The following is a 21,839-nucleotide window of genomic DNA, read 5'->3' on the forward strand; positions in this document are numbered from 1 at the left end:
GGTGCCGCCGCGCGGGGCACTAACGTTGCCCCGTATGACGACTGCACTGATTACGGGCGCGACGGCGGGGATCGGGGCCGCCTTCGCGCGGAAGCTGGCGGCGGACGGACACGACGTCGTGCTCGTGGCCCGCGATGTGACGCGGCTGCGGGAGCAGGCGACCGAACTGCACGACCGGCACGGTGTCGAGGCCGAGGTCCTGGCGGCTGACCTGGCGGACGAGAAGGGGATCGCGGCCGTGGAGGCCCGGCTCTCCGACCCCAAGCAGCCGGTGGACCTGCTGGTGAACAACGCCGGGTTCGGCAACAAGGGCAGGTTCCTGGAAGTCTCCATGGCCGACGAGTTGAAGATGCTGACCGTGCACTGCGAGGCGGTGCTCCGGCTGACCTCGGCGGCGGCGGAGTCCATGCGCGCCCGCGGCCGCGGCGGCGTCGTCAACGTGGCCTCGGTGGCGGCCTTCGTCCCGCGCGGCACCTACGGCGCGTCGAAGGCGTGGGTCGTGCAGTTCACCCAGGGCGCGGCGCGCGACCTCGCGGGCAGCGGCGTACGGCTCATGGCGCTCTGCCCGGGCTTCGTGCGGACGGAGTTCCACGAGCGGGCCGGGATGGGGACGGACAACATCCCGGGCTGGATGTGGCTCGACGCCGACAAGCTGGTCGCGGACGCCCTGAGCGACCTGGCGCGCGGCAAGACGCTCTCCATCCCCGACCCCCGCTACAAGGCGCTGATGGGTGTGGTGAAGCTGGCGCCGCGCGGTCTCCTCGGCGGGGTCTCCTCCCGGGCGGGCCGCAAGTACGGACCGAAGTGACCGCCCCCGCTCCCTGATCCGGCCTGATCCGAACGGAAGGCCCTAGGTGCCGCGGGGCCCCGCCCTGCCGGCGAGGGCCTGGAGGTCGAGTTCGGTCGTGGTGCCGTCCTGCCAGGTCACGTGGAGGGTACGGGCGGTGATCCGGACGGTCGCGAGGGCGGTGACGGGGACCGGGTCCGGTTCGGCGGTGAGGGAGGCCAGGGCCACGAAGAGGGAACCGGGTCCCGCGGTGGTGCCGTGCAGGGCCGCCGTGCGGGTGGCCGGGCCGCCCTGGAGCGTGGCGCCGGTGGCCAGTTCGACGGTCTCGGTCGCGGGCGGGTAGCCGTGGACGGCCTGGAGCTGGGCGGTCGGGCCGTCGGGAGTGGTGGCCCAGCCCGTCTGGCGTACGGGGGTTCCGTCGGGGGCGTCGAGGACGAGATGGGCGCGCACCTCGGCGCGGCCGTGGGCCAGGGTCGCGGAGACGACCCGGATCCCCGGGAGCGGGGTGTGCAGCGAGGCGGCCCAGTCGGGTCCTGTGCCCAGGGGTGTCGCGGGGCCGCGTCGGGTGACCCGGCCGTCGACGACCAGGGCGAAGTGGTTGTCGGTGGGGTCGGGCGCACCGGTGGGGCCGGTGCGCGTGGAGTAGGCGAAGCGGGCGTAGCCGGCGTCGTCGTCGCCCGCCGGGGCGCTGCCCACGTGGTTGCTGCCGTGGTTGTGGAGCCGTACGAGTCCGTCGGCGGCCGTGGTCTGCAGGAGCAGCGCGGCCGGGGCGACCGGGCGCACGGTGTCGGCGCGCTCGGCGGGGAGGGGTTCCTCGGGGTCGGTCCAGGCCGGGTGGCCGGCGGGCAGGAGGAGGCCGAGGAAGCCCTTGGCCGCCCAGTAGGGGGAGCCGGGCCCGGAGTAGCTCTGGACGACAGGCGGGTACGGGCCGTGCCAGCCGAGGGTGAGGAGCCCGCGCTCGTCGCACGCGCCCCGGTCGAGGAAGTACCGCAGCGACCCGGAGGCGAGGCGGCGGGTGGCGCCCGGGGCGAGCGGGGTGTGGCCGGTGAGCGCGCCGAGCCAGGGCGCGGCCGCCGCGGCGAAGCGGTAGATCAGGGAGCGCCCGTACGGGAGGGGGGCGCCGCTCGCGTCGAAGAGGTGGACGTGGTCGGCGAGATGGGCGTTCAGCCGGGGGCCGTAGCGGGCGAGGAGGTCGCGGTCGCCGGCGAGGTGGGCGTGGAGGACGGGGTAGAAGTGCAGGGCCCAGCCGTTGTAGTGGTCGAAGGCGCGGTTGTCGCCGTCGCTGTACCAGCCGTCGCCGAGGTACCACTGCTCGATCCGGTCGAGGGAGCGGTCGATCGTGCGGGCCGCGCGGTCGGTCTCGATGCCGGCGTCCTGGAGGAAGCCGGCGACGGTGAGGCCGAAGAGCCACCAGTTGTTGTCGACCGGGGACGGGTCGAGGGCGGGCCGCAGCCAGTCGACGACGCGCTGCCGGGCGCGGTCGTCCAGGGTGTCCCAGAGCCAGGGGCGGGTCAGCCGCAGCCCGAGCGCGACGGAGGCGGATTCGACCACGGCCTGGCGCACATCGGTGAGGAGCGGCCAGGAGTCCGGTTCGTGGGTGCCCGACGCGGGGTCGGCGGCGGCCGGCGCCACGGTGCCGGCGGTGAGGCCTTCGGCGTAGCGGGGCAGGTGTCCGTGCGGGTCCGCGCCGTCGGCGCCCGCGACGCGCAGGGCGGCGAGCAGGAACGTACGGGCGTGGCCTTCGAGGCCGTCGGAGCGGACGCCGGACCAGCTGGGGCGGGGTCCCGGCAGGTCGAAGCGGCCGTGGCGGGGTGAGGCGTACGGCCGCACGGCGAGGAGGAGCCGGTCGGCCGCGTCCTCCCAGTGGGCACGGGTCCAGCCGGTGAACGGGCTGAGCTCTCGGTTCTCGGGTGGCGTGGGCATGGTGCTGAAGCTCCCTGAGGCGGACGGCGTCGCCGGGAATCATGAACAGCCCTTCGATCGAACGTCAATGAGATCGGAGCGAATGATCGAAACTCCTTGCGTTCGATCATTCTGGCGTAGGCTCCGCTGCGAGTACGGCGCCCGCCGGACCGACCCACCGCGAGGGGATGCGCCGTGCGCGAGAGTGCCGCCGAACGACACGACCGACTGCTGGCCCTGGTCCGCGAGCACGGCACCGCCCGGGTCGCCGAACTGGCCGACCGGCTCGGCGTCTCCCCCGTGACCGCTCGCCGCGACGTCGAGACGCTGGCCGGCCAGGGGCTGCTCGACCGGGCGCACGGCCGGGTGTCGTGGCCCGAGCGCCGGGGCGACCCGGGCCGCGCGGCCGCCCGCCCCTCCGGCGAGGGCCTGGTCCTCGGGCTGCTCGCGCCCGCCGCCACGTACTACTTCGCCGAGGTCATCCGGGGCGCGCACGAGGCGGCCGCGCGGGCGGGGGCCCGGCTGATCCTGCGGATCTCGGACTACCGCCCCGAGGAGGACCGCCCGCGCACCGAGGGCCTGCTCGCGGCCGGCGCCCAGGGCGTGCTCGTCGCGCCCGGCTGGCGGGGACCGGAGGACCGGCCCTCGTACGGGACCTGGCTGGCCGAACTCCCCGTGCCCGCCGTGCTCCTGGAGCGCCGGGCCGAGCCGGGCAGCCCGCTCGACGCCCTGGACCGGGTGGTCTCCGACCACGGCCACGGCGTCCTGCTCGCCCTGCGACACCTCCTCGGCCTCGGCCACGGCACCCCGCTCCTCGTGGCGCGCGGCGACAGCCCGACCGCGCTCGCGGTGCGCGCCGGCTACGCGGAGGCGCTGGCCACGCTGGACCTGGCGGCGCCCGGCCCGGTGATCGACTCCGTACCGGCGGACCAGGACCCGGCCGCGTTCGAGCGCGCGGTCCGGTCGCTGTACGAGGCGGTGAGCGCGGGCCGGGCGAGCGCGGCCCTGGTCCACAACGACGTGGACGCCATCGAGATCGTGCGGCGCCTGGCGGAGCTCGGCGTGAAGGTGCCGGAGGACCTGGCCCTGATCGCCTACGACGACGAGGTCGCCGCGCTCGCCGACACCCCGCTCACCGCGGTCGCCCCGCCGAAGCGCCAAGTGGGCAGGCACGCCACGGAGTTGCTGGTGGAGCGGCTCACGGAGGACCCGGCGGAGGAGCCCGCCCGGCGCCACCTGAGCCTGCTGCCACGGCTGCGCGTGCGGTCCTCGTGCGGGGCGCCGGGCGGGAGCGCCTGAGGCTCCGCCCCCGTGCGGATGGCCACCCCGGACCTAAGATGGAAGGGTCCACCCGGTCCGGGAGGCACCATGACTTTCGTACAGATCATCGATTGCAAGACCAGTCGGTTCGACGACCTGAACCGGCTCATGGACAAGTGGGTCGAACAGACCAAGGGCAAGCGGACGGCCACGCACAGCGTCATCGGCAAGGACCGCTCGGACGCGTCCCACCTCGTGGAGATCGTGGAGTTCCCCTCCTACGAGGTCGCGATGACCAACTCGCAGCTTCCGGAGACGGATCGCATCTTCCGGGAGATGGTCGCGCTCTGTGACGAGATGCCGACGTTCACGGACCTCGACATCGTCCGGGACGAGCAGCTGTACAAGACCAGCGCCCGCCGTCTCTTCGAGCTCATGGCCACCGAGGGCGAGCTGCCGCCCCTCGACGAGGTGCTGGCCGAGGGGTACCACGACCACGATCCGACCAACGAGCAGGACGTCATCGGGATGGACGCGGTCCGGCGCGAGGTGGAGATGTGGCGGGCCGGATTCGACTTCGGTTTCACCATCAACGACCAGATCGCCGAGGGCGACCGGGTGTGCACGCGGTGGACCTGGATCGGCACGCACACCGGCGACTTCATGGGGCTCCAGCCCACCGGCATGAAGGTCTCCATGACCGGGACGACCATCCACCAGTGCCGGCAGGACGGCAAGATCACCGAGGGCTGGTGGCAGTACGACCTGCTCGGCCTCATGGGGCAGCTCGGCGCCGTGGAGGCGTAAGGGGCGCCGTGGAGGCCTAGGGAGCGAGGAGCCGTAGGGAGCGAGGAGGCGTAGAGGCGTCAAGGAGCGAGGAGGCGCGGGAAAACGCCGAGGTCCGGTGCCCCTCCCGGGACACCGGACCTCAGCGATCGGCTACGGGCGATCAGCCGTCAGCGCGTGCGTCAGTGCGAGTGACCGTGGCCGTGGCCGTGGCCCGCGTCCGCCGGCTCCTCTTCCTTCTTCTCCACCACGAGGGTCTCGGTGGTGAGCAGGAGGGAGGCGATCGAGGCGGCGTTCTCCAGCGCGGAGCGCGTCACCTTGACCGGGTCGATGACGCCGGCCTTGACCAGGTCGCCGTACTCGCCGGTGGCGGCGTTGAAGCCGTTGCCCTTCTCCAGCTCCGCCACCTTCGAGGTGATGACGTAGCCCTCGAGGCCGGCGTTCTCGGCGATCCAGCGCAGCGGCTCGACGGCGGCGCGGCGGACGACCGCGACACCCGTGGCCTCGTCGCCGGTCTTGTCGAGGTTGCCCTCGAGGACCTTGACGGCGTGGACCAGAGCGGAGCCACCACCGGAGACGATGCCCTCCTCGACCGCGGCGCGGGTCGCGGAGATGGCGTCCTCCAGACGGTGCTTCTTCTCCTTCAGCTCCACCTCGGTGGCGGCGCCGACCTTGATCACGCACACGCCGCCGGCCAGCTTCGCGAGGCGCTCCTGGAGCTTCTCGCGGTCCCAGTCGGAGTCGGTGGACTCGATCTCGGCCTTGATCTGGTTGACGCGGCCCGCGACGTCCTCGGAGTTGCCGCCACCGTCGACGATGGTGGTGTCGTCCTTGGTCACGGTCACGCGGCGGGCGGTGCCCAGCACGTCCAGACCGGCCTGGTCGAGCTTGAGGCCGACCTCCTCGGCGATGACGGTGGCACCGGTGAGGGTGGCCATGTCGCCGAGCATCGCCTTGCGGCGGTCGCCGAAGCCGGGGGCCTTGACGGCCACGGCGTTGAAGGTGCCACGGATCTTGTTGACGACCAGGGTCGACAGGGCCTCGCCCTCGACGTCCTCGGCGATGATCAGCAGCGGCTTGGAGGCGCCGGCCTGGATGACCTTCTCCAGCAGCGGCAGCAGGTCCTGGATCGAGGAGATCTTGCCCTGGTGGATCAGGATGTACGGGTCGTCGAGGACGGCCTCCATACGCTCCTGGTCGGTCACCATGTACGGGGACAGGTAGCCCTTGTCGAAGGCCATGCCCTCGGTGAAGTCGAGCTCCAGACCGAAGGTGTTGGACTCCTCGACGGTGATGACACCGTCCTTGCCGACCTTGTCCATCGCCTCGGCGATGAGCTCGCCGACCTGCTGGTCCTGCGCGGAGAGCGCGGCCACGGCGGCGATGTCGGACTTGTCCTCGATCGGACGGGCGGTCGCGAGCAGCTCGTCGGAGACGGCCTTGACCGCGGCGTCGATGCCCTTCTTCAGGGCGGCCGGGGAGGCGCCGGCGGCGACGTTGCGCAGGCCCTCGCGGACGAGCGCCTGGGCGAGCACGGTGGCGGTGGTGGTGCCGTCACCCGCGATGTCGTTGGTCTTGGTCGCCACCTCCTTCACCAGCTGGGCACCGAGGTTCTCGTACGGGTCCTCGATCTCGACCTCGCGGGCGATCGTGACACCGTCGTTGGTGATGGTGGGGGCGCCGAACTTCTTGTCGATGACGACGTTGCGGCCCTTGGGGCCGATCGTCACCTTCACCGTGTCGGCAAGCTTGTTGACGCCGCGCTCAAGGGCGCGACGGGCGTCCTCGTCGAACTTCAGGATCTTCGCCATGGGAGCGATTCAGCCCTCTCGGAAATCGTGTGTAAACGAACTGCGCCCCCGGACGCCCAGTGCGGGGTCAAGGGGCGCAGCTCAAAGCATCTGTCTCAGATACTTCGGTGAATTACTTCTCGATGATCGCGAGCACGTCGCGAGCCGAGAGGACGAGGAACTCCTCGCCGTTGTACTTCACCTCGGTGCCGCCGTACTTGCTGTACAGCACGACATCGCCGACCTGGACGTCGAGCGGAAGGCGCTCGCCGTTCTCGAAGCGGCCCGGACCCACGGCGAGGACGGCGCCCTCCTGGGGCTTCTCCTTCGCGGTGTCCGGGATGACCAGGCCAGAGGCGGTGGTCTGCTCGGCGTCGAGCGGCTGGACCACGATGCGGTCCTCGAGCGGCTTGATGGCAACCTTGGAGCTGGTGGTCGTCACGATCCGACCTCCCCCTTCGGAGATCTCACGGGGTTAACTGTCTGAGGTGGCGACCAGGTGGATCCGTCGTCGCGGGTGCCGGACCTGCCCGTCGCTGTGTTGGCACTCTCCAGTGGGGAGTGCCAGAGCCGAGACTATGACTGCGATTAGCACTCGGTCAAGCGGAGTGCCAATTCAGCACCGCGTGGCGGCTCGGCGGGCGGGTGCGATGCGCCGGCGGGTGCGATGCGCAGGCGATGCGGCGGCGGGTCCGATGCACCGGCGGTTCGGTGGCGGGTGGCGTTCGATCCGGTCCCGGTACGGGCAACGGCCCGACGGACCCTGAGGTTCCGTACGAAGGCGCGGACATGACGGCCTCGCGCCCCGACCCTTCAGGGCCGGCCCGCCCGGCGCGGCTCGTCCGCGCCACGCACCCCGCGACGCGGCCCGTCCTCGGCGATCCCGTCGTCCAGCCGGGAGAGTCGGTGCAGGACGCGGGCCGCCGCCCCCGAGAGCGCGCCGCCCGCGGGCCGCTCCCCCGCGCCGGTGTCGGTGTCGAGCCGCTGCGCCGCCTTCCGCCCCAGGCGCTCGATCGGGTCCACGGACGACGCGCACCCCGAGATCCCCAGGAGCGCGCCGGCCAGGACGAGGCCGATGACCGGCCGGCGCGCGCGGCTCACACGTAGTCCTCGAGCTTCGCGACCGCGTACCCCTTGGCCGTGATCGTCTTCATCACCCGGCGGATCATGTCGGGCATCGTGCCCTTCCAGTCCTCCTTGCCCCGGAAGTGCGTGAGCACGATGTCGCCGGGGTGCAGGTCCCGGTCCCACTCGCGCCACTCCATCCGGTCCGGGAACGCCTCCGAGGCCCACAGCGGGACCGCCTTCACCCCGCACGTCGCGGCGGCGCGCAGGGTGTCCTCGTTGTAGTTGCCGTACGGCGGCCGGAAGAGCGGGGGCCGCTTCCCGTACCGCTTCTCGATGACGTCCTGCATCCCGCAGATCTCGCGCTTCTGCGCGCTGTACGAGAGCCCGGGCAGGTAGCGGTGGTTGAGGGTGTGGTTGTGCAGGGCGACCCCGGCGTCCTGCATCTTCTTGAAGTAGCCGTAGTCCTCCTTGACGAGGTAGTCGCTCAGGAAGGCGCTGTACGGGATCTGCAGGTCGCTCATCATCCGCAGCAGCTCGGGGTCCTTCTCCGCGCCGTCGTCGATCGTCAGGAAGACGACCTTCTCCTTCGTCGGCACGGTGGTGAACACCGGCGGCAGCCCTTCGCCGTCCGTCTCGAAGCCCTTGCGCGTGGTGATCTTCGGCTTCACGGCCGGCGGGGCGGGGGCTTCCAGCGGCGGCCGGTCCAGGCCCCACTTCTTGGCGGCCAGGGCCCGGGCGGTGCGGCGCTGGCGGACCTTCTCGACGTAAGCGGCGAGCGCCCCTGACGCGCCCTCCGCCTGTGGCTGACCGGCGGCGGGCCGCGCGGGGCCCTTGCGGCCCTCCGCGGGGGACCCCCCGTCGCCGGAGGGGCCCGCGCAGGCGGAGCCGAGCGCGGCGACGACCAGGGCGGCGCCGACCGAGCGGCGGAGGCGTGCCGCCGCCCGCTTCGAGCGCTTTTCTTCTGCTTGTCGTACTAGCTGCATGGCGCCGCATCCTGTCAGCGGAATGCCCCGCACAGCCGTCGACACCTCCACCCGGCCCCCACCATCCCCCGGCTGGCCCACAATGGGACGGGTGACCGACCTCGCCGACTTCACCGCCCTGCTCGCCCCCGAGGGCCAGACGCTGCTCGCCGCCCTGCGCGACTACGACCCCGCCCAGGAACTGGCCGTCGCCTCCCGGCTGCGCCGCGAGCACCCCGCCGAACTGGTCTCGGCCGCGCTCGGGCAGGCCCGGCTGCGGCAGCGCGCGGTGGCGAAGTTCGGCGCCGAGGACGCGTACCGGATGTACTTCACCCCGCACGGCGTCGAGCAGTCGACCCGGGCCACCGTCGGGACCTACCGCGCGGAACGCCTCCACGCGCTCGGCGTGCGCTCCGTGGCCGACCTGTGCGGCGGGATCGGCGGCGACGCCCTCGCGTTCGCCCGGGCCGGGATCTCGGTCCTCGCCGTGGACCGCGACCCGCTGACGGCGGCCGCCGCCCGCGCCAACGCCGAGGCGCTCGGCCTCGCCGGGCTGATCGAGGTGCGGTGCGCGGACGTGACCGAGATCGACACGAGCCCGTACGACGCCGTCTTCGTGGACCCGGCGCGGCGCGGCGGCCGGGGCAGGATCTTCGACCCGGAGGCGTACTCCCCGCCGCTCTCCTGGGCCGTCGAGGCCGCCCGCAAGGCCCCGCACGCGGCGCTGAAGATCGCCCCCGGCATCCCGCACGAGGCGGTGCCCGAGGAGGCCGAGGCCGAGTGGATCTCGGACGGCGGGGACGTGAAGGAGGCCGTGCTCTGGTTCGGCACCTCCCCCGGCGCGCGCCGCGCGACCCTCCTGCCGTCCGGCGCGAGCCTGACCGGGCGCGGCCTGCCCGACCCGGCGGTCCGCCCGCTCGGGCGGTACCTCTACGAGCCTGACGGCGCGGTCATCCGCGCGCACCTGGTCGCCGAGGTCGCCGAGGAGCTGCCCGGCGGCCTGATCGACGAGACCATCGCGTACGTCACGGCGGACGCCCTCACCCCGACGCCGTTCGCCACGGCGTACGAGATCACCGACGAACTCCCCTTCAACCTGAAGAAGTTGAAGGCCCTGCTGCGCGAGCGGGAGGTCGGCACGCTGACGGTGAAGAAGCGCGGTTCGGCGGTCGAGCCGGAGGAGATCCGCCGCCGGGTCAAGCCGAAGGGCCCGAACGCGGCCACGGTCTTCCTGACCCGGGTCGCGGGCGCCCCGACGATGCTGATCGGCGGACCGGCGGTGGCAGACCGTGGGTGAGCTGCCCCCGCTCCACGAGGAACCGTTCCCCGAGCTGCGCGGCCATGCCTCCCAGGTGACCGTCAGCGCCGACGGCCGGTGGATCGCGGTCAGTTCGGTCCTGCACCAGCAGAGCCGGGTCGCCGTCCACCGCGCCGACGACCTCTCCTGCGCGCACCTGCTCATGTTCGCGATGGACGCGGAGTCGATCGCCTTCCACCCCACGCTCCCGCTGCTCGCCGTCGGCCTCGACAACTACGACGAGTACGACCGCGCGGGCGGACTCACGCTCTTCGAGCCCGACAACGGCCGGCGCGTGGACTTCGCCGACCCCCGGTGGGGCGTCGACCCGGTGCGCTGGCTGGACGCCCGCACCCTCGAACTCACCTTCTTCCGCGTGGACGAGCACGACGAGTACGTCCGCTACGCGTCCCGGGGCACCCTCGTACGGGACGACTGGCTCGGCCTCGCCCCCGACGCCCTCGACCTGACCGCCCTGGAGCGGGAGCCGCTCGATCCCGAAGCCACGGACACCTACCCCGACCAGCCCGGCTCGCCCGCGGGACCGCTCCTCGCGGAGATCGCCGAACGGGCGGGGCGGACCTACGACGGCCTCGGCGGCGTCCGGGCCGTGGCCGGGCTGAGCGACGGCCGGGTGCTCGCCACCCGCCGCGACACGGCCGTGGAGTGCTGGGCGCCCGACGGCACCCTGCTCTGGCGGGTTCCCGCGGAGCCGAGGGCCCACGGCACGCGCATCGAGGTCGCCGCGGACGAGCGGACGGCCAGGATCACCGTCCCGGGCCCCGACGCCCGGGCCCGGACCGACTTCCCGCTCGTCTCCACGGCCGACGGCACGGTCCTCGACCGCCCCTCGGTCCCGTTCTCGGCCGCGCTGCAGGCACGTACGGACGGGGTCTGGGCGATCCGGGACACCTACAACCGCTCCATCGAGGTCGAGCCCCCCACCCCGCCCAACACGCGCTTCTTCGCCCCCGACGGCACCCCGCTGGGCGGGGTCCAGGAGCCGAACCGCTACGACCTCGTCCCGCTCGACGTCCGCCGCTGCCCCGAGCTGCTCTACGGGCGGCGCGGCAGGGACGTGGTCGCGCTCGACCCCCGTACCACCGCCGAGACGACGCTCCACTCCGTCGACGCGCCGCTCGGCCCCGCGGTCCACACCGTCGACGCGGAAGGCCCCGCGCTGCTGCACGGCCGGAAGGAACTGGTCCGCCGCGCCCACCCCACGGGGGAGATCGCCTGGACCCGGCCCTTGGAGTCGGAGGTCGTCGCCCTCGACGCGCACGACGGCATCCTGCACGCCCTGTGCGCCGACGACACCCTCGTCTCGGTCGCCACCACCGACGGAACCGTCCTCGCCCACCGCCCCCTGCCCCCGTACGGCCTCCTGTCCCTGCACGCGGCCCCCGACGGCACGGTCCTCATCGGCACCTCGGCGGGCCGGATCCTGCGCTACTGACCGCCCAGGTCCCGGGCCCGCCCGAGCAGGAGTTCACGTTCCCGTTCGTTGCGGGTCAGGGCGGCCGCCCGCTCGAACTCCTCGCGGGCCTCCGCCTCCCGTCCCAGCCGCGCCAGCAGGTCGCCCCGGACGCTCGGCAGCAAGTGGTAGCCGGACAGGGCGGGTTCTTCCCTGAGGGCGTCGACGAGGGCGAGGCCCGCCTCCGGTCCCTCGGCCATCGAGACGGCGACCGCGCGGTTCAACTCGACCACGGGGGACGGTGTGAGGGCCGCGAGGCGGCCGTACAGCGCGGCGATCGTCCGCCAGTCCGTGGCCTCGTACGCGGGCGCCTTCGCATGGCAGGCGGCGATGGCGGCCTGGAGGGCGTAGGGACCGTACGGACCGCACTCGGCCGCCCGCGCGAGCGCCTCGAAGCCGCGGAGGATGAGCCGCCGGTCCCAGCGGTTCCGGTTCTGCTCGGCGAGCAGGACCGGCTTCCCGTCCGGCCCTGTCCGGGCCGCCGTCCGGGACGCCTGGATCTCCAGCAGGGCGGCCAGGCCGTGGACTTCGCCCTCCTTCGGCATGAGCCCCGCGAGCACCCGGGCGAGCCGCAGCGCGTCCTCGCACAGCGCGGGGCGCAGCAGGTCGTCGCCGGCCGTCGCCGCGTACCCCTCGTTGAAGACGAGGTAGATGACGTCCAGGACCGAGCCGAGCCGGGCCGCCCGCTCCTCCCCGTAGGGCACCTCGAACTCCACACCCGCCTTCGCCAGCGTCCGCTTCGCCCGCACGATCCGCTGCGCGACCGTCGCCTCCGGCACGAGGAAGGCCCGGGCGATCTCGTCCGTGCGCAGCCCGCCGACGAGCCGCAGGGTCAGCGCGGTCCGCGCCTCGGCGGAGAGCACCGGGTGGCAGGCGGTGAAGACCAGCCGCAGCAGGTCGTCGTCGATGTCGCCGGGCCCGGACGGCTCCGGGTCGTGACGGGACTCCGGCAGCTCCCGCCCGACCTCGGCCAGCTTGCGCGCGTACGTCTCCCTGCGCCGTACGAGGTCCACCGCGCGGTTCTTGGCGGCGGCCGTCAGCCAGGCGGCCGGCCGGTCCGGGACTCCCGTGCGCGGCCACTGCTCCAGGGCGGCGACGAAGGCGTCCTGGGCGATCTCCTCGGCGATGCCGACGTCCCGGACGATCCGCGCGACGGCGGCGATGATCCGCGGCGACTCCATCCGGAAGACGGTCTCGACGATCTCGACGGCGCCGGGGGCGGGTGCGGTCATGGATCCACCATGACACCACCCGCCCCGGCCGCGTCAGATCACATCGCTGCTCACATCTCTTCGATCTCGCGGACCTCGCAGCCCACCTTCCACTGCGGCGGGTGGACCTCGAGGAACCGCTTCGCCCACTCGACGGCCTCGGCCAGGTCCCGGCACTGGGTGATCGAGTAGCCGCCGATGACCTCCTTGGTCTCGGTGAAGGGGCCGTCGGTGAAGGAGGTCCTGCCGCCCTCCCAGAGGATCCGCCTGGCCTCCTTGGTCGGCTTGAGGCCGGCCGTCTCCAGCATCACGCCGGCCTTGGTGATCTCCTCGAAGAGCGCGCCCATGCGGGCGTCGAAGCCGGGGTCGGCGTCCTCCAGCTCGAAGGAGCCCTCCTCGATGCGGATCAGCGTCAGGTAGCGGGGCATGGTCGTTCTCCTTGCGTGGCGGGCGGGGCCGTTCCCCGCCTTTCACTCATACGTCGAACGGGCCGGGCCCGCATCGACACCACGCGCGGAAAACTTCTCAGACGTAGTCCTCCAGGCGGGCCACGGTGAAGCCCTGCTCCTGGATGCGGCGGAGCATGTCGGCCGTCATCCGGGTCATCGTCGTGCCCTTGAGCTCGGCGGGGCCCCGGAAGTGGGCCAGGATGATGTCGCCGGGGTGCAGCTTCTTGTCGCCGCGCTGGTACTGCATGTTCTTGATCTGCATCGACTCGCGCCACAGCACGATCGCGTCCACGCCGCACGCGCCGGCCGCCGCGCGGGTGTCCTCGTTCCAGTTGCCGTAGGGCGGGCGGAAGAGCCGCGGGGTCGTCCCGTACTCCTTCGCCAGCTTCGTCTGCTGGCCGCAGATCTCCCGCTGCTGCGCGGACCGGCCGAGGGTGCGCAGGTTGGGGTGGGTGAGGGTGTGGTTGGCGACGCCGTTGCCGAGGGCGGCGAGCGGCTTGAAGTAGCCGTAGTCGGTGCGTATCGCGGAGTCGGTGAGGAACATCGTCACCGGGACCTTGAGCTCCTGCATCATCTTCACGAACTCGGGGTCCTTCTCGGCCCCGTCGTCGATCGTGATGAAGACGACCTTGTCCTTGGTCGGTATCTCGCTGATGACGGGCACCGGCCCCCCGGGCACGCGCTTCACCGGCTTGTCCTTCGGCGGGGCGGGCGGCGCGGCGAAGGGCTTCAGACCCCACTTCTCGTACGCGGCGGCCTCGGAGGCCCGGCCGGGCGCCGCGCCGCCGGCGGGGGGTGTCGCGGGCGAAGCCGGTCTCCCGGAGGCCGTGGGCGCCGACTCGGAGTACGCGCCCGCCGTGCCGCCGCAGCCGGATATGAGCAGTGCGGCGGCGGTCAGCGCCGCCCAGGTCACGATCTTCTTGTCCACGCCGAGAGTCACGCCGTGGAGGATGCGGGAAGGCGCCCCGGGGTTGCCTCAGGCCATGGCCTCGAAGCGCCAGCGGTGCACCGGCCGGGTGATCAGCTCCGCCGCGGGCTCGGGCAGTTCGGGCAGCTCGGCGTCGAGCGTCTCCGCGTCCCACCAGGTCAGGACGAGCACCCGGTCCTGCGGGGCGCGGAAGAACTCGCGCCGCACCGGCTCGTAGGGCAGGACCTGGGCCCGCGCCCACTCCAGGAGTTCGGCGCCCCGGCCCTGGACCGCCCTGGCCTCCCACATCAGGGTGACCCTCATGAGTAGAGGTTCTCCTTGCTGATCTCGTGCACGTGGTCGTGGTCGTGCCCGTGACCGTGGCTGTGGGCGCCCGGCACGTGCGGGTCGGTCACCGGCAGCGACGAGTCTGCGGACAGCTCCCAGTCGGAGGCCGGCCGGTTGCGGGCGACCATCTCCGCGCCCAGGGCCGCCACCATCGCGCCGTTGTCGGTGCACAGCTTGGGCCGGGGCACCCGCAGCCGGATGCCGGCCCGCTCGCACCGCTCCTGGGCCAGCGCCCGCAGCCGCGAGTTGGCCGCCACTCCGCCGCCGATCATCAGGTGGTCGACGCCCTCGTCCTTGCAGGCCCGAACGGCCTTCCGGGTGAGCACGTCGACGACGGCCTCCTGGAAGGACGCCGCCACGTCCCGTACCGGCACCTCCTCGCCCGCCGCCCGCTTGGCCTCGATCCAGCGCGCCACGGCCGTCTTCAGGCCGGAGAAGGAGAAGTCGTAGGCGGGGTCCTTCGCGCCGGACAGGCCGCGCGGGAAGTGGATCGCCGTCGGGTCGCCCTCCTTCGCGAGCCGGTCGATGACCGGTCCGCCCGGGAAGCCGAGGTCCAGGACGCGCGCGATCTTGTCGAAGGCCTCGCCGGCCGCGTCGTCGATGGTGGCGCCCATCGGGCGGACGTCGGCGGTGATGTCGGGGGCGAGGAGCAGCGAGGAGTGCCCGCCGGAGACGAGGAGCGCCATCGTGGGCTCGGGCAGCGGGCCGTGCTCCAGCTGGTCCACGCAGATGTGCGAGGCCAGGTGGTTCACGCCGTAGAGCGGCTTGCCGAGCGCGTACGCGTACGCCTTCGCGGCCGAGGTCCCGACGAGCAGCGCGCCGGCGAGGCCGGGACCGGCCGTGACGGCGATGCCGTCGAGGTCGCGGGCCGAGACGCCGGCTTCCTTCAGGGCGCGCTCGATGGTCGGGACCATCGCCTCCAGGTGCGCGCGGGAGGCGATCTCGGGCACGACCCCGCCGAAGCGGGCGTGGGTGTCGACGCTGGAGGCGATGGCGTCGGCGAGCAGCGTCGTCCCCCGGACGATACCGACGCCGGTCTCGTCGCAGGAGGTCTCGATGCCGAGTACGAGGGGTTCGTCAGCAGCCATCGGAATCAGTCTCAGTCTCAGTTTCGGTCTCGGTTGCTTGGACGGTCAGCCGCATCACGAGGGCGTCCACGTTCCCCGGCTGGTAGTAGCCGCGGCGGAAGCCGATCGGCTCGAAGCCGAAGCGCTCGTACAGCTTCTGGGCCCGGGTGTTGTCCACCCGCACTTCGAGGAGCACCTCTTCGCATTCGAAGGCGGTGGCGTGCTGGAGGAGGTCGGTGAGGAGCCGGGCGCCGAGCCCGGTGCCCCACTGGTCGCGGGCGACGGCGATCGTCTGGACGTCGCCGAGGCCGCCGGCCGCGGCCAGCCCTGCGTAGCCGACGAGCTTCCCCCCGGCCTCCGCGACGACATAGCGGCGGGTGGCGGCCGGCCCCCGGGCGTGGGCCAGCTCGGACCAGAACATCCCCGCGGACCAGGCGTCCTCGGGGAACAGTTCGTGTTCCATGACGAGCACGGGCGCGATGTCCCACCAGCGCATCTCGCGCAGGGTCGCGGCCGCGGTCGCGGAGGTCGGGGCTGTCACTTGGGCGTGACCACCTTGTAGTTCTTCGGCACCTGGGCGTCGGGGCGGCGCAGGTACATCGGCAGCGGGTCGAGGAAGCCGTCGCCGCCGGCCGCGAGCCGCTCGGCCGCGAGCGCGGCCAGCGCGCCCGCGGACTGGTGCTCGGGGTCGCGGGCGTCGGGGAAGACCTCGGGGTACAGCAGGGCGCCCGCGCCGACGACGGGGAGCCCGGCGACCTGCTCGGCGATCTCGGCGGGCCGGTCGACGGCCGCTTCGGTGACGCGCGTACGGGCGTTGTCGTACCGCGCCCAGTAGACCTCCTTGCGGCGCGCGTCCGTCGCGACGACGAACGGCTCCTCGATCCCGGAGGCATAGGCGAGGCCGTCCAGGGTGCACAGGCCGTGCACGGGCACGCCGAGCGCGGAGGAGAAGGTCGCGGCCGTGACGAGCCCGACGCGCAGTCCGGTGTACGGACCGGGGCCGACACCGACGACGATGCCGGTGACCGCGTCCAGCTTGAGACCGGCCTCGGTGAGGACCCGGTCGACGGCGGGCAGCAGCAGCTCTCCGTGGCGGCGGGCGTCGATCTGCCGCGACTCGGCGACGACGGAGTCGCCGTCGTGGAGGGCGACGGTGACGGCGGGTGTGGCGGTATCCATGGCGAGCAAGAGCACGCAAACAGCCTACGGCTCCCGGGCGGTCCGCACGGCGCCCCGTCCCGCCCGCCCGCGACTGCTACCGTCACGACCGATACGTACGTACGAAAGAAGGTGGGCGCGCGGTGGCACGGAGCAGCTCGGGATTCGTGGCCGGGCTCACGGCGGCGGCGGTCGCCGCGGTCGCCTTCCTCGCCTACCAGGCGTCGGCGAACGCTCCGGCGGACGTCTCGGCCAAGCCGAAGGCCCCGAGCACGGCGCCGTCGACGGCCGCGACGGGCGGCCCCAAGAAGCCCGTCAAGGACCCGCTCTCCGTACCGGCGGACTCGGGCAGCGGTGCGCGCGTGGTGTACGCGCTGACCGAGAAGCGGGTGTGGCTGGTGGACGCGAAGGGCCAGGCCACGTCCACCTTCTCGGTCGTGCCGAGCACGGTCCACCCGGCCCCGGGGGCGTACAAGGTGACGTCCCGCTCCGGCGCGGTCACCGGCTCGGACGGCGTGCAGATCGAGCACGTGGTGCGGTTCACGACCGAGCAGGACGTCTCGATCGGCTTCAGCGCGGCGGTCGACGGCACGCTGCCGACGCCTGACCCGACGCGGAAGACCGGCGGCATCCGGATGAAGCGCGCGGACGGCGACGCGATGTGGACCTTCGCGTCGATCGGCGCGAAGGTCGTCGTCGTCCCGTAGGACGGCTCGGTCGGCTGCCCTACGGGACGGTTCCCGTAGGACGGCTCCGTCGGCTGCCCCACGGGACGTTCCTCACCCGTACGGGTTACGCCGCCTCGCGCTCGATCCCGGGCTCGCGCGACGGGTGCGAGGGCTCACCGGCGTCCGGTTCCGGCGTCGGCTCGGGGGTGCGCGGCGGTCTCGACACCGCCTCCGCCGCGGCGCAGGACGCCAGCAGCTCGCTCATCGACGTACCCCTCCGCGTCCGCGCTTCCGCGTGCGCGCGCTCCGGCGTCGCCATGCATGCCTCCCGTAGGTTAGGTTCACCTAACCAGCTCGTGCATCCATGTCACCACGACGCGTACGACCGACGCAACATCTTCCCGACACCTTGTCGGAACCTACGTACGTTCAGCTCGGCGCGCGACCCGGTCCTCAGGCCAGGACGAGGTCCTCGTCGGCCCAGCGCGTGCCGATCCCGCGCAGCACGACCGTGCGCCGGTCGTCGTCGGTGTCGCCGACGACCCGGTGGATCAGGACGTGCAGCCGGTCGTCCGTGAGGTCCTCGACCTTGCCGTCGCCCCACTCCACGACGACCACCGACTCGGGCAGCGAGACATCCAGGTCGAGGTCCTCCATCTCGTCCAGGCCGCCGCCCAGGCGGTACGCGTCGACGTGGACGAGCGCGGGCCCGCCGACCAGCGACGGGTGGACGCGGGCGATGACGAAGGTCGGGGAGGTGACGGCGCCGCGCACACCGAGGCCCTCGCCGAGGCCGCGGGTGAGCGTCGTCTTCCCTGCGCCGAGTTCGCCGGTGAGCATGACGAGGTCGCCGGGCCGGAGCAGCTCGGCCAGCCGGCGGCCGAGCCCCTGCATCGCCTCGGGCGAGTCGACGGCGAGCTCGGCGGTGGAGTGCGGGGTCCCCCCCGCGTGCGGTTCTTCCATACGGCCCAACCTAACTGCTGCCGGCCCCCGTGTCGGCCGCCGTCGCGGGCACCGCCCCGACCTTCGCGAGCAGGTCGGCGAGCCGGTCCGTCACGGCCTCCGGGTGCTCCAGCATCACCAGGTGCCCGGCGTCGGGCACGATGACCAGCTCCGCGTCGGGCAGCAGATCGGCGATGGCCTCCGTGTGCGAGCTGGGGGTGACCAGGTCCCGGTCGCCGGCGAGCGCGAGCACCGGCAGCTCACGGAAGACCGCGAGCGCGAGCGCCTTGTCGTGCTCGGCGAAAGCCGGGTAGAACTCCGCGACCACGTCGATCGGGGTGGCCTCGATCATCCGCTCCGCGAAGCGGGCGACCGCGGGGTCGACGTCCCGCGAGGAGAACGAGTACTTCTTGATCAGCCCGGCGAACAGGTCGGCCGTGGCCCTGCGCCCCCGCTCGACCAGCTCCGCCTGCGAACCGAGGGCCTTCAGGACGCCCGGCAGGACCCGGCGCACCGCGTTGACCCCGGCGGTCGGCAGCCCGTAGTTCACCTCGCCCAGCTTCCCCGCCGACGTCCCCACGAAGGCGACCCCGACGACCCGCTCGCGGACCAGCTCCGGGTAGCGGTCGGCGAGCGCCATGATCGTCATGCCGCCCATCGAGTGCCCGACCAGGACCAGCGGACCCTCCGGCGCGGCCGCGTCGATGACGGCCTTCAGGTCGCGGCCCAGCTGGTCGATGGAGACCGGCAGCCCGTCGGGGCCGGACTGGGCGCGGCCCCGCTCGGACCGTCCGTGGCTGCGCTGGTCCCAGTAGACGGTACGGACCAGGCCTCGCAGCGCCGCCCGCTGGAAGTGCCAGGAGTCCTGGCCGAGGCAGTAGCCGTGGCTGAAGACGACGGTGACGGGCGCGGGCGCCCTGCGGCCGAAGAGCCGTCGGCGGCGCGGCGCCGGGGCGTCCGACTCGACCTCGTCGGTCTCGTAGTGGAGCGCGGTGCCGTCGTCGGCGAGCGCCTTGCCGGGCGTACCGCGCAGGGAGCCGTAGGGCGCGGACGCGTCGAGGGCCAGCCGGGCCTTCTGCCGCATGCCGCGCCCGACCGTGAGGCGTTCGATGGCCACGCCGGCCGCCGCGCCCGCGGCCAGTACGCCTATCGCGGCACCGGCGAGCCCGGCACGCCGCCAGTTGTCGGTGCTGGACTCGCTCACGCCACTCCCCTGTTCGGTAGGTGCCCAGCCGCTCGCTCCGGCAGCCGGCAGTCGGCCGTCAGCCGTTCACATAGACGCGCGGAACGCGCGGGCCGATGCGGGTGACGATCTCGTACGCGATGGTGTCGGCGGCCTGGGCCCAGTCCTCGGCGGTCGGCTCACCCCGGTCGCCGGGGCCGAAGAGCACCGCCACCGCGCCGGGCTCGACGGCGTCGCCGCCGAGGTCGACGACGAACTGGTCCATGGCGACCCGCCCGGCCGCCCGCCGGATCCGCCCGCCGACCAGGACCGGGCCCCGGCCGGAGGCGTGGCGCGGGATGCCGTCGGCGTACCCGAGCGGGATGAGGCCGAGGGTGGTCTCGGTCTCGGTGACGTAGTGGTGTCCGTAGCTGACCCCGTGCCCGGCCGGGACCTCCTTGACCAGGGCGACGCTGCCGATGAGGGACATCACCGGCCGCAGCCCGAAGTCGGCGGAGGTGCCGAGCTCGGGGCTGGGCGAGACGCCGTACATCGCGATGCCGGGCCGCACCAGGTCGAAGTGGGTGTCGGGGAGGGTCAGGGTGGCCGGCGAGTTGGCGATGTGCCGGACCTCGGGCTCGACGCCGGCCTTCTCGGCGTAGTCGAGCATCGAGCGGAAGACGTCGAGCTGGGAGGCGATGGAGGGGTGGCCCGGCTCGTCGGCGCAGGCGAAGTGCGACCAGAGTCCGGTGACCGTGACCAGCCCGTCCTTCTGGGCCTTGAGCGCCTCGCCGACCAGCTCGGGCCAGTCGGCGGGCTGGCAGCCGTTGCGGCCGAGGCCGGTGTCGGCCTTGAGCTGGATCCGGGCGGTCCGCCCGGTCTCGCGGGCCGCCTGGGTGACCTCGCGCAGGGCCCACATGCCGCTGACGGTCATGTCGAGACCGGCCTCGATGCCCGCGGCCCACGGGTCGCCCGGGGTCCACAGCCAGCACAGGATCCGCGCGTCCGTGATCCCGGCGGCGCGCAGCGCGAGCGCCTCGTGCGGGGTGGCGGTACCGAGCCAGTCCGCGCCCGCCTCGAGCGCGGCGCGGGCGCAGCGGACGGCGCCGTGGCCGTACGCGTCGGCCTTGACCACGGCCATCAGCTGGACGTGGGGCGCGACACGGGCACGCAGCGTGCGGACGTTCGCACGCAGCGCACCGAGGTCGATCTCGGCGCGGGCGCGGAGGGGCGGCGGTGTCTCAGTCATCGCGCCCAGTCTCTCAGGTGTCAGCTCTCGGGCCGCTTTCCCCAGATGTAGACCCGGTCACCCTTGCGCAGCACGCCCCAGAGTTTCTTGGCGTTGGCGTGGCTCAGATTCACACAGCCGCGGCTGCCGGTCGGCGTGGCGAGCTGGCCGTAGACGGCGTGGAAGGCCTGACCGCCGTCGAAGAACTGGGCGTACGGCATCGGGGTGTTGTACAGGGTCGACCAGTGGTCCTTGTTGCGCCAGTAGACCGTCTTCCAGCCGGTACGGGTGCGGTACCCGGGCCTGCCGCTGCGGATGTTCACGACCCCGAAGGTGATCTTTTTCTTCTTCTGGACCCACATGAGCTCACGGTCGAGGTCGACGCAGACGACCGTGTACGTCTTGACCGGGCACTTCCCGGCGGCATTCGGGTTCTTGCGGGCGGCGAGCAGCTCGGCGCGGGCCCAGGTGACGGGGCCGGCGTAGCCGTGGGCCGGCTTGATCTTCTCCCTGACCTGGAAGGCGCGGATGGCCTTGCAGTCGGCGGCGGACTGCTTGCCGTCGACCTTCAGCTTCAGGAGCCTCTCGACACGGCGCTGGTGGGGCCCGACGAGCGCGGTGCAGGCGGCGGCGAGCGCGCTGCGCGGCAGGTACTCGACCAGCTCGTCGACGGTCTCCTCGGGCTCGGGCACGGGCACGGGGGGCCCGTCCTGCGGTACGGGCGGCAGCACCTGGTCGGGCGTGTCCATCGGGTACTCGGGCTGCCCGGCCCCTTCGACCCCGGGCACCAGGGGCTCGGCGGAGGCGGTCGCGGAGGCGGGCTCGGGCTCGGGCTCGGGCTCAGGCTCGGGCTCGGGCTCGGCGGAGGCGGTCGCGGCGGCGGGGTCGGGGGGCACGGGGTCGCCGGGGCGGCCGGCGGCCGAGGCGGCCGGTGCCGCGGGGAGCACGGTCGCGGCGACGAGCAGCAGGGTCACGGCACGGGAGGACGCGGTCCATCTGATCACCCGCCCAGTCGAACCCGCCGTCCCCCGCCTCGCCCGCCCAACCCCCCTCCCGGCCCAACGGGTTCGCCCACCCGGGGGGTGCGGGCCGCGCCAGGCGCCCCGCGGCGCGCGTGGGTGCGCCCGACCGGGCGGGCACACACCCTCCGGCCCCCGGCCCCCGGCAGGGTTTCGGGAAGGGGTGGGGTGGGGGCCGCTACCCGGCCACCACGTCCCGCCAGGCGCCCGGCAGCGCCTCCGCCACGTCACCCGCCACGATCGGTGCGCCGCCCGACGGGCCGCCCGACGCACCGCCCGCCCCCGCCCCCGTGCCCGCCGACGCGCGGCGCGCCGCGAGGCCGTGGAGGTACGCGGCGACCGAGCCCGCGTCCC

23 protein-coding genes are annotated in these 21,839 nt (G+C 73.3%); 6 read left to right on the plus strand and 17 right to left on the minus strand.

The genetic code is table 11. The features are described from left to right. Positions 1–34 precede the first annotated feature (34 nt). Positions 35–808 (plus strand): SDR family oxidoreductase, encoded by a 774-nt coding sequence (locus AB0E14_RS30215; RefSeq protein WP_362425168.1) that lies wholly within the window; start codon positions 35–37, stop codon positions 806–808. 42 nt (positions 809–850) lie between these two features. On the opposite strand, the gene AB0E14_RS30220 is transcribed toward AB0E14_RS30215, so the two are convergent. Then, the gene (locus AB0E14_RS30220) at positions 851–2,710 is read right to left on the minus strand and encodes a DUF2264 domain-containing protein (RefSeq protein WP_362425171.1); all 1,860 of its coding nucleotides are present in this window, start codon (positions 2,708–2,710) and stop codon (positions 851–853) included. Between the two features lie 174 nt (positions 2,711–2,884). On the opposite strand from AB0E14_RS30220, the gene AB0E14_RS30225 reads away from it, so the two are divergent. Continuing rightward, entirely contained in the window at positions 2,885–3,988 is a 1,104-nt protein-coding gene (locus tag AB0E14_RS30225) for a substrate-binding domain-containing protein (RefSeq protein WP_362425174.1), read from the plus strand. 69 nt (positions 3,989–4,057) lie between these two features. Further along, a complete protein-coding gene (locus AB0E14_RS30230) occupies positions 4,058–4,756 on the plus strand; it encodes an ester cyclase (RefSeq protein WP_362425177.1) in 699 nt (232 codons plus the stop codon). A gap of 161 nt (positions 4,757–4,917) precedes the next feature. Here the strand turns inward: AB0E14_RS30230 and groL are convergent, their stop codons facing one another. The 4 genes from groL to AB0E14_RS30250 form a co-directional block, all read right to left on the minus strand. After that, positions 4,918–6,546 carry a chaperonin GroEL gene (gene groL, locus AB0E14_RS30235; protein WP_362425180.1) on the minus strand — a complete coding sequence of 543 codons (1,629 nt, stop codon included), beginning with the start codon at positions 6,544–6,546 and terminating at the stop codon, positions 4,918–4,920. 112 nt (positions 6,547–6,658) lie between these two features. Then, complete coding sequence (groES, locus tag AB0E14_RS30240) at positions 6,659–6,967, minus strand: co-chaperone GroES (RefSeq protein WP_024756677.1); 309 nt, start codon at positions 6,965–6,967, stop codon at positions 6,659–6,661. A 371-nt stretch (positions 6,968–7,338) separates the two neighbouring features. Next, positions 7,339–7,626, minus strand: a complete 288-nt coding sequence (locus AB0E14_RS30245; RefSeq protein ID WP_362425184.1) for a hypothetical protein — start codon at positions 7,624–7,626, stop codon at positions 7,339–7,341. After that, positions 7,623–8,576 (minus strand): polysaccharide deacetylase family protein, encoded by a 954-nt coding sequence (locus tag AB0E14_RS30250; protein WP_362425187.1) that lies wholly within the window; start codon positions 8,574–8,576, stop codon positions 7,623–7,625. Before AB0E14_RS30250 ends, AB0E14_RS30245 begins: the two co-directional genes overlap by 4 nt. A gap of 82 nt (positions 8,577–8,658) precedes the next feature. On the opposite strand from AB0E14_RS30250, the gene AB0E14_RS30255 reads away from it, so the two are divergent. Then, positions 8,659–9,852 carry a class I SAM-dependent methyltransferase gene (locus AB0E14_RS30255; protein WP_362425233.1) on the plus strand — a complete coding sequence of 398 codons (1,194 nt, stop codon included), beginning with the start codon at positions 8,659–8,661 and terminating at the stop codon, positions 9,850–9,852. Further along, on the plus strand, positions 9,845–11,308 hold the full coding sequence (locus tag AB0E14_RS30260; RefSeq protein WP_362425190.1) for a PQQ-binding-like beta-propeller repeat protein: 1,464 nt from the start codon (positions 9,845–9,847) through the stop codon (positions 11,306–11,308). The genes AB0E14_RS30255 and AB0E14_RS30260 overlap by 8 nt, the downstream gene beginning before the upstream one ends. Here AB0E14_RS30260 and AB0E14_RS30265 read toward each other — a convergent pair. The 7 genes from AB0E14_RS30265 to tsaB all read right to left on the minus strand — a co-directional run bounded on the left by AB0E14_RS30265 (position 11,302) and on the right by tsaB (position 16,502). After that, on the minus strand, positions 11,302–12,558 hold the full coding sequence (locus AB0E14_RS30265; RefSeq protein ID WP_362425193.1) for an RNA polymerase sigma factor: 1,257 nt from the start codon (positions 12,556–12,558) through the stop codon (positions 11,302–11,304). The genes AB0E14_RS30260 and AB0E14_RS30265 overlap by 7 nt on opposite strands. A 50-nt stretch (positions 12,559–12,608) precedes the next feature. Then, positions 12,609–12,965, minus strand: a complete 357-nt coding sequence (locus tag AB0E14_RS30270) for a YciI family protein (protein WP_362425196.1) — start codon at positions 12,963–12,965, stop codon at positions 12,609–12,611. A gap of 97 nt (positions 12,966–13,062) precedes the next feature. Next, positions 13,063–13,926, minus strand: coding sequence for a polysaccharide deacetylase family protein (locus AB0E14_RS30275; protein WP_362425199.1), 864 nt, complete (start codon positions 13,924–13,926; stop codon positions 13,063–13,065). Between the two features lie 36 nt (positions 13,927–13,962). Continuing rightward, positions 13,963–14,217 carry a hypothetical protein gene (locus AB0E14_RS30280; protein WP_362425203.1) on the minus strand — a complete coding sequence of 85 codons (255 nt, stop codon included), beginning with the start codon at positions 14,215–14,217 and terminating at the stop codon, positions 13,963–13,965. Beyond that, complete coding sequence (tsaD, locus tag AB0E14_RS30285) at positions 14,214–15,329, minus strand: tRNA (adenosine(37)-N6)-threonylcarbamoyltransferase complex transferase subunit TsaD (RefSeq protein WP_362425206.1); 1,116 nt, start codon at positions 15,327–15,329, stop codon at positions 14,214–14,216. Before tsaD ends, AB0E14_RS30280 begins: the two co-directional genes overlap by 4 nt. Beyond that, positions 15,319–15,804, minus strand: coding sequence for a ribosomal protein S18-alanine N-acetyltransferase (gene rimI, locus AB0E14_RS30290; RefSeq protein WP_362425236.1), 486 nt, complete (start codon positions 15,802–15,804; stop codon positions 15,319–15,321). The genes tsaD and rimI overlap by 11 nt, the downstream gene beginning before the upstream one ends. Positions 15,805–15,845: 41 nt before the next feature. Further along, positions 15,846–16,502, minus strand: a complete 657-nt coding sequence (gene tsaB / locus AB0E14_RS30295; protein WP_362425209.1) for a tRNA (adenosine(37)-N6)-threonylcarbamoyltransferase complex dimerization subunit type 1 TsaB — start codon at positions 16,500–16,502, stop codon at positions 15,846–15,848. 107 nt (positions 16,503–16,609) lie between these two features. Here tsaB and AB0E14_RS30300 point away from each other — a divergent pair, with 107 nt between their 5' ends. Further along, a complete protein-coding gene (locus AB0E14_RS30300; protein ID WP_362425212.1) occupies positions 16,610–17,173 on the plus strand; it encodes a hypothetical protein in 564 nt (187 codons plus the stop codon). A gap of 85 nt (positions 17,174–17,258) precedes the next feature. Here the strand turns inward: AB0E14_RS30300 and AB0E14_RS30305 are convergent, their stop codons facing one another. The 5 genes from AB0E14_RS30305 to AB0E14_RS30325 form a co-directional block, all read right to left on the minus strand. Further along, positions 17,259–17,399: a hypothetical protein gene (locus AB0E14_RS30305; RefSeq protein ID WP_362425215.1), complete on the minus strand. Its 141-nt coding sequence runs from the start codon at positions 17,397–17,399 to the stop codon at positions 17,259–17,261. A gap of 188 nt (positions 17,400–17,587) precedes the next feature. Then, a complete protein-coding gene (gene tsaE, locus AB0E14_RS30310) occupies positions 17,588–18,097 on the minus strand; it encodes a tRNA (adenosine(37)-N6)-threonylcarbamoyltransferase complex ATPase subunit type 1 TsaE (protein ID WP_362425218.1) in 510 nt (169 codons plus the stop codon). 10 nt (positions 18,098–18,107) lie between these two features. Next, positions 18,108–19,280 carry an alpha/beta hydrolase gene (locus tag AB0E14_RS30315; protein WP_362425222.1) on the minus strand — a complete coding sequence of 391 codons (1,173 nt, stop codon included), beginning with the start codon at positions 19,278–19,280 and terminating at the stop codon, positions 18,108–18,110. 58 nt (positions 19,281–19,338) lie between these two features. Continuing rightward, positions 19,339–20,487, minus strand: coding sequence for an alanine racemase (gene alr / locus AB0E14_RS30320; protein ID WP_362425226.1), 1,149 nt, complete (start codon positions 20,485–20,487; stop codon positions 19,339–19,341). 20 nt (positions 20,488–20,507) lie between these two features. Then, positions 20,508–21,470, minus strand: a complete 963-nt coding sequence (locus tag AB0E14_RS30325; RefSeq protein WP_362425229.1) for a L,D-transpeptidase family protein — start codon at positions 21,468–21,470, stop codon at positions 20,508–20,510. Between the last annotated feature and the right edge of the window lie 369 nt (positions 21,471–21,839).

The organism is Streptomyces sp. NPDC047981 (genome assembly GCF_040653315.1).
Taxonomy (GTDB): domain Bacteria; phylum Actinomycetota; class Actinomycetes; order Streptomycetales; family Streptomycetaceae; genus Streptomyces.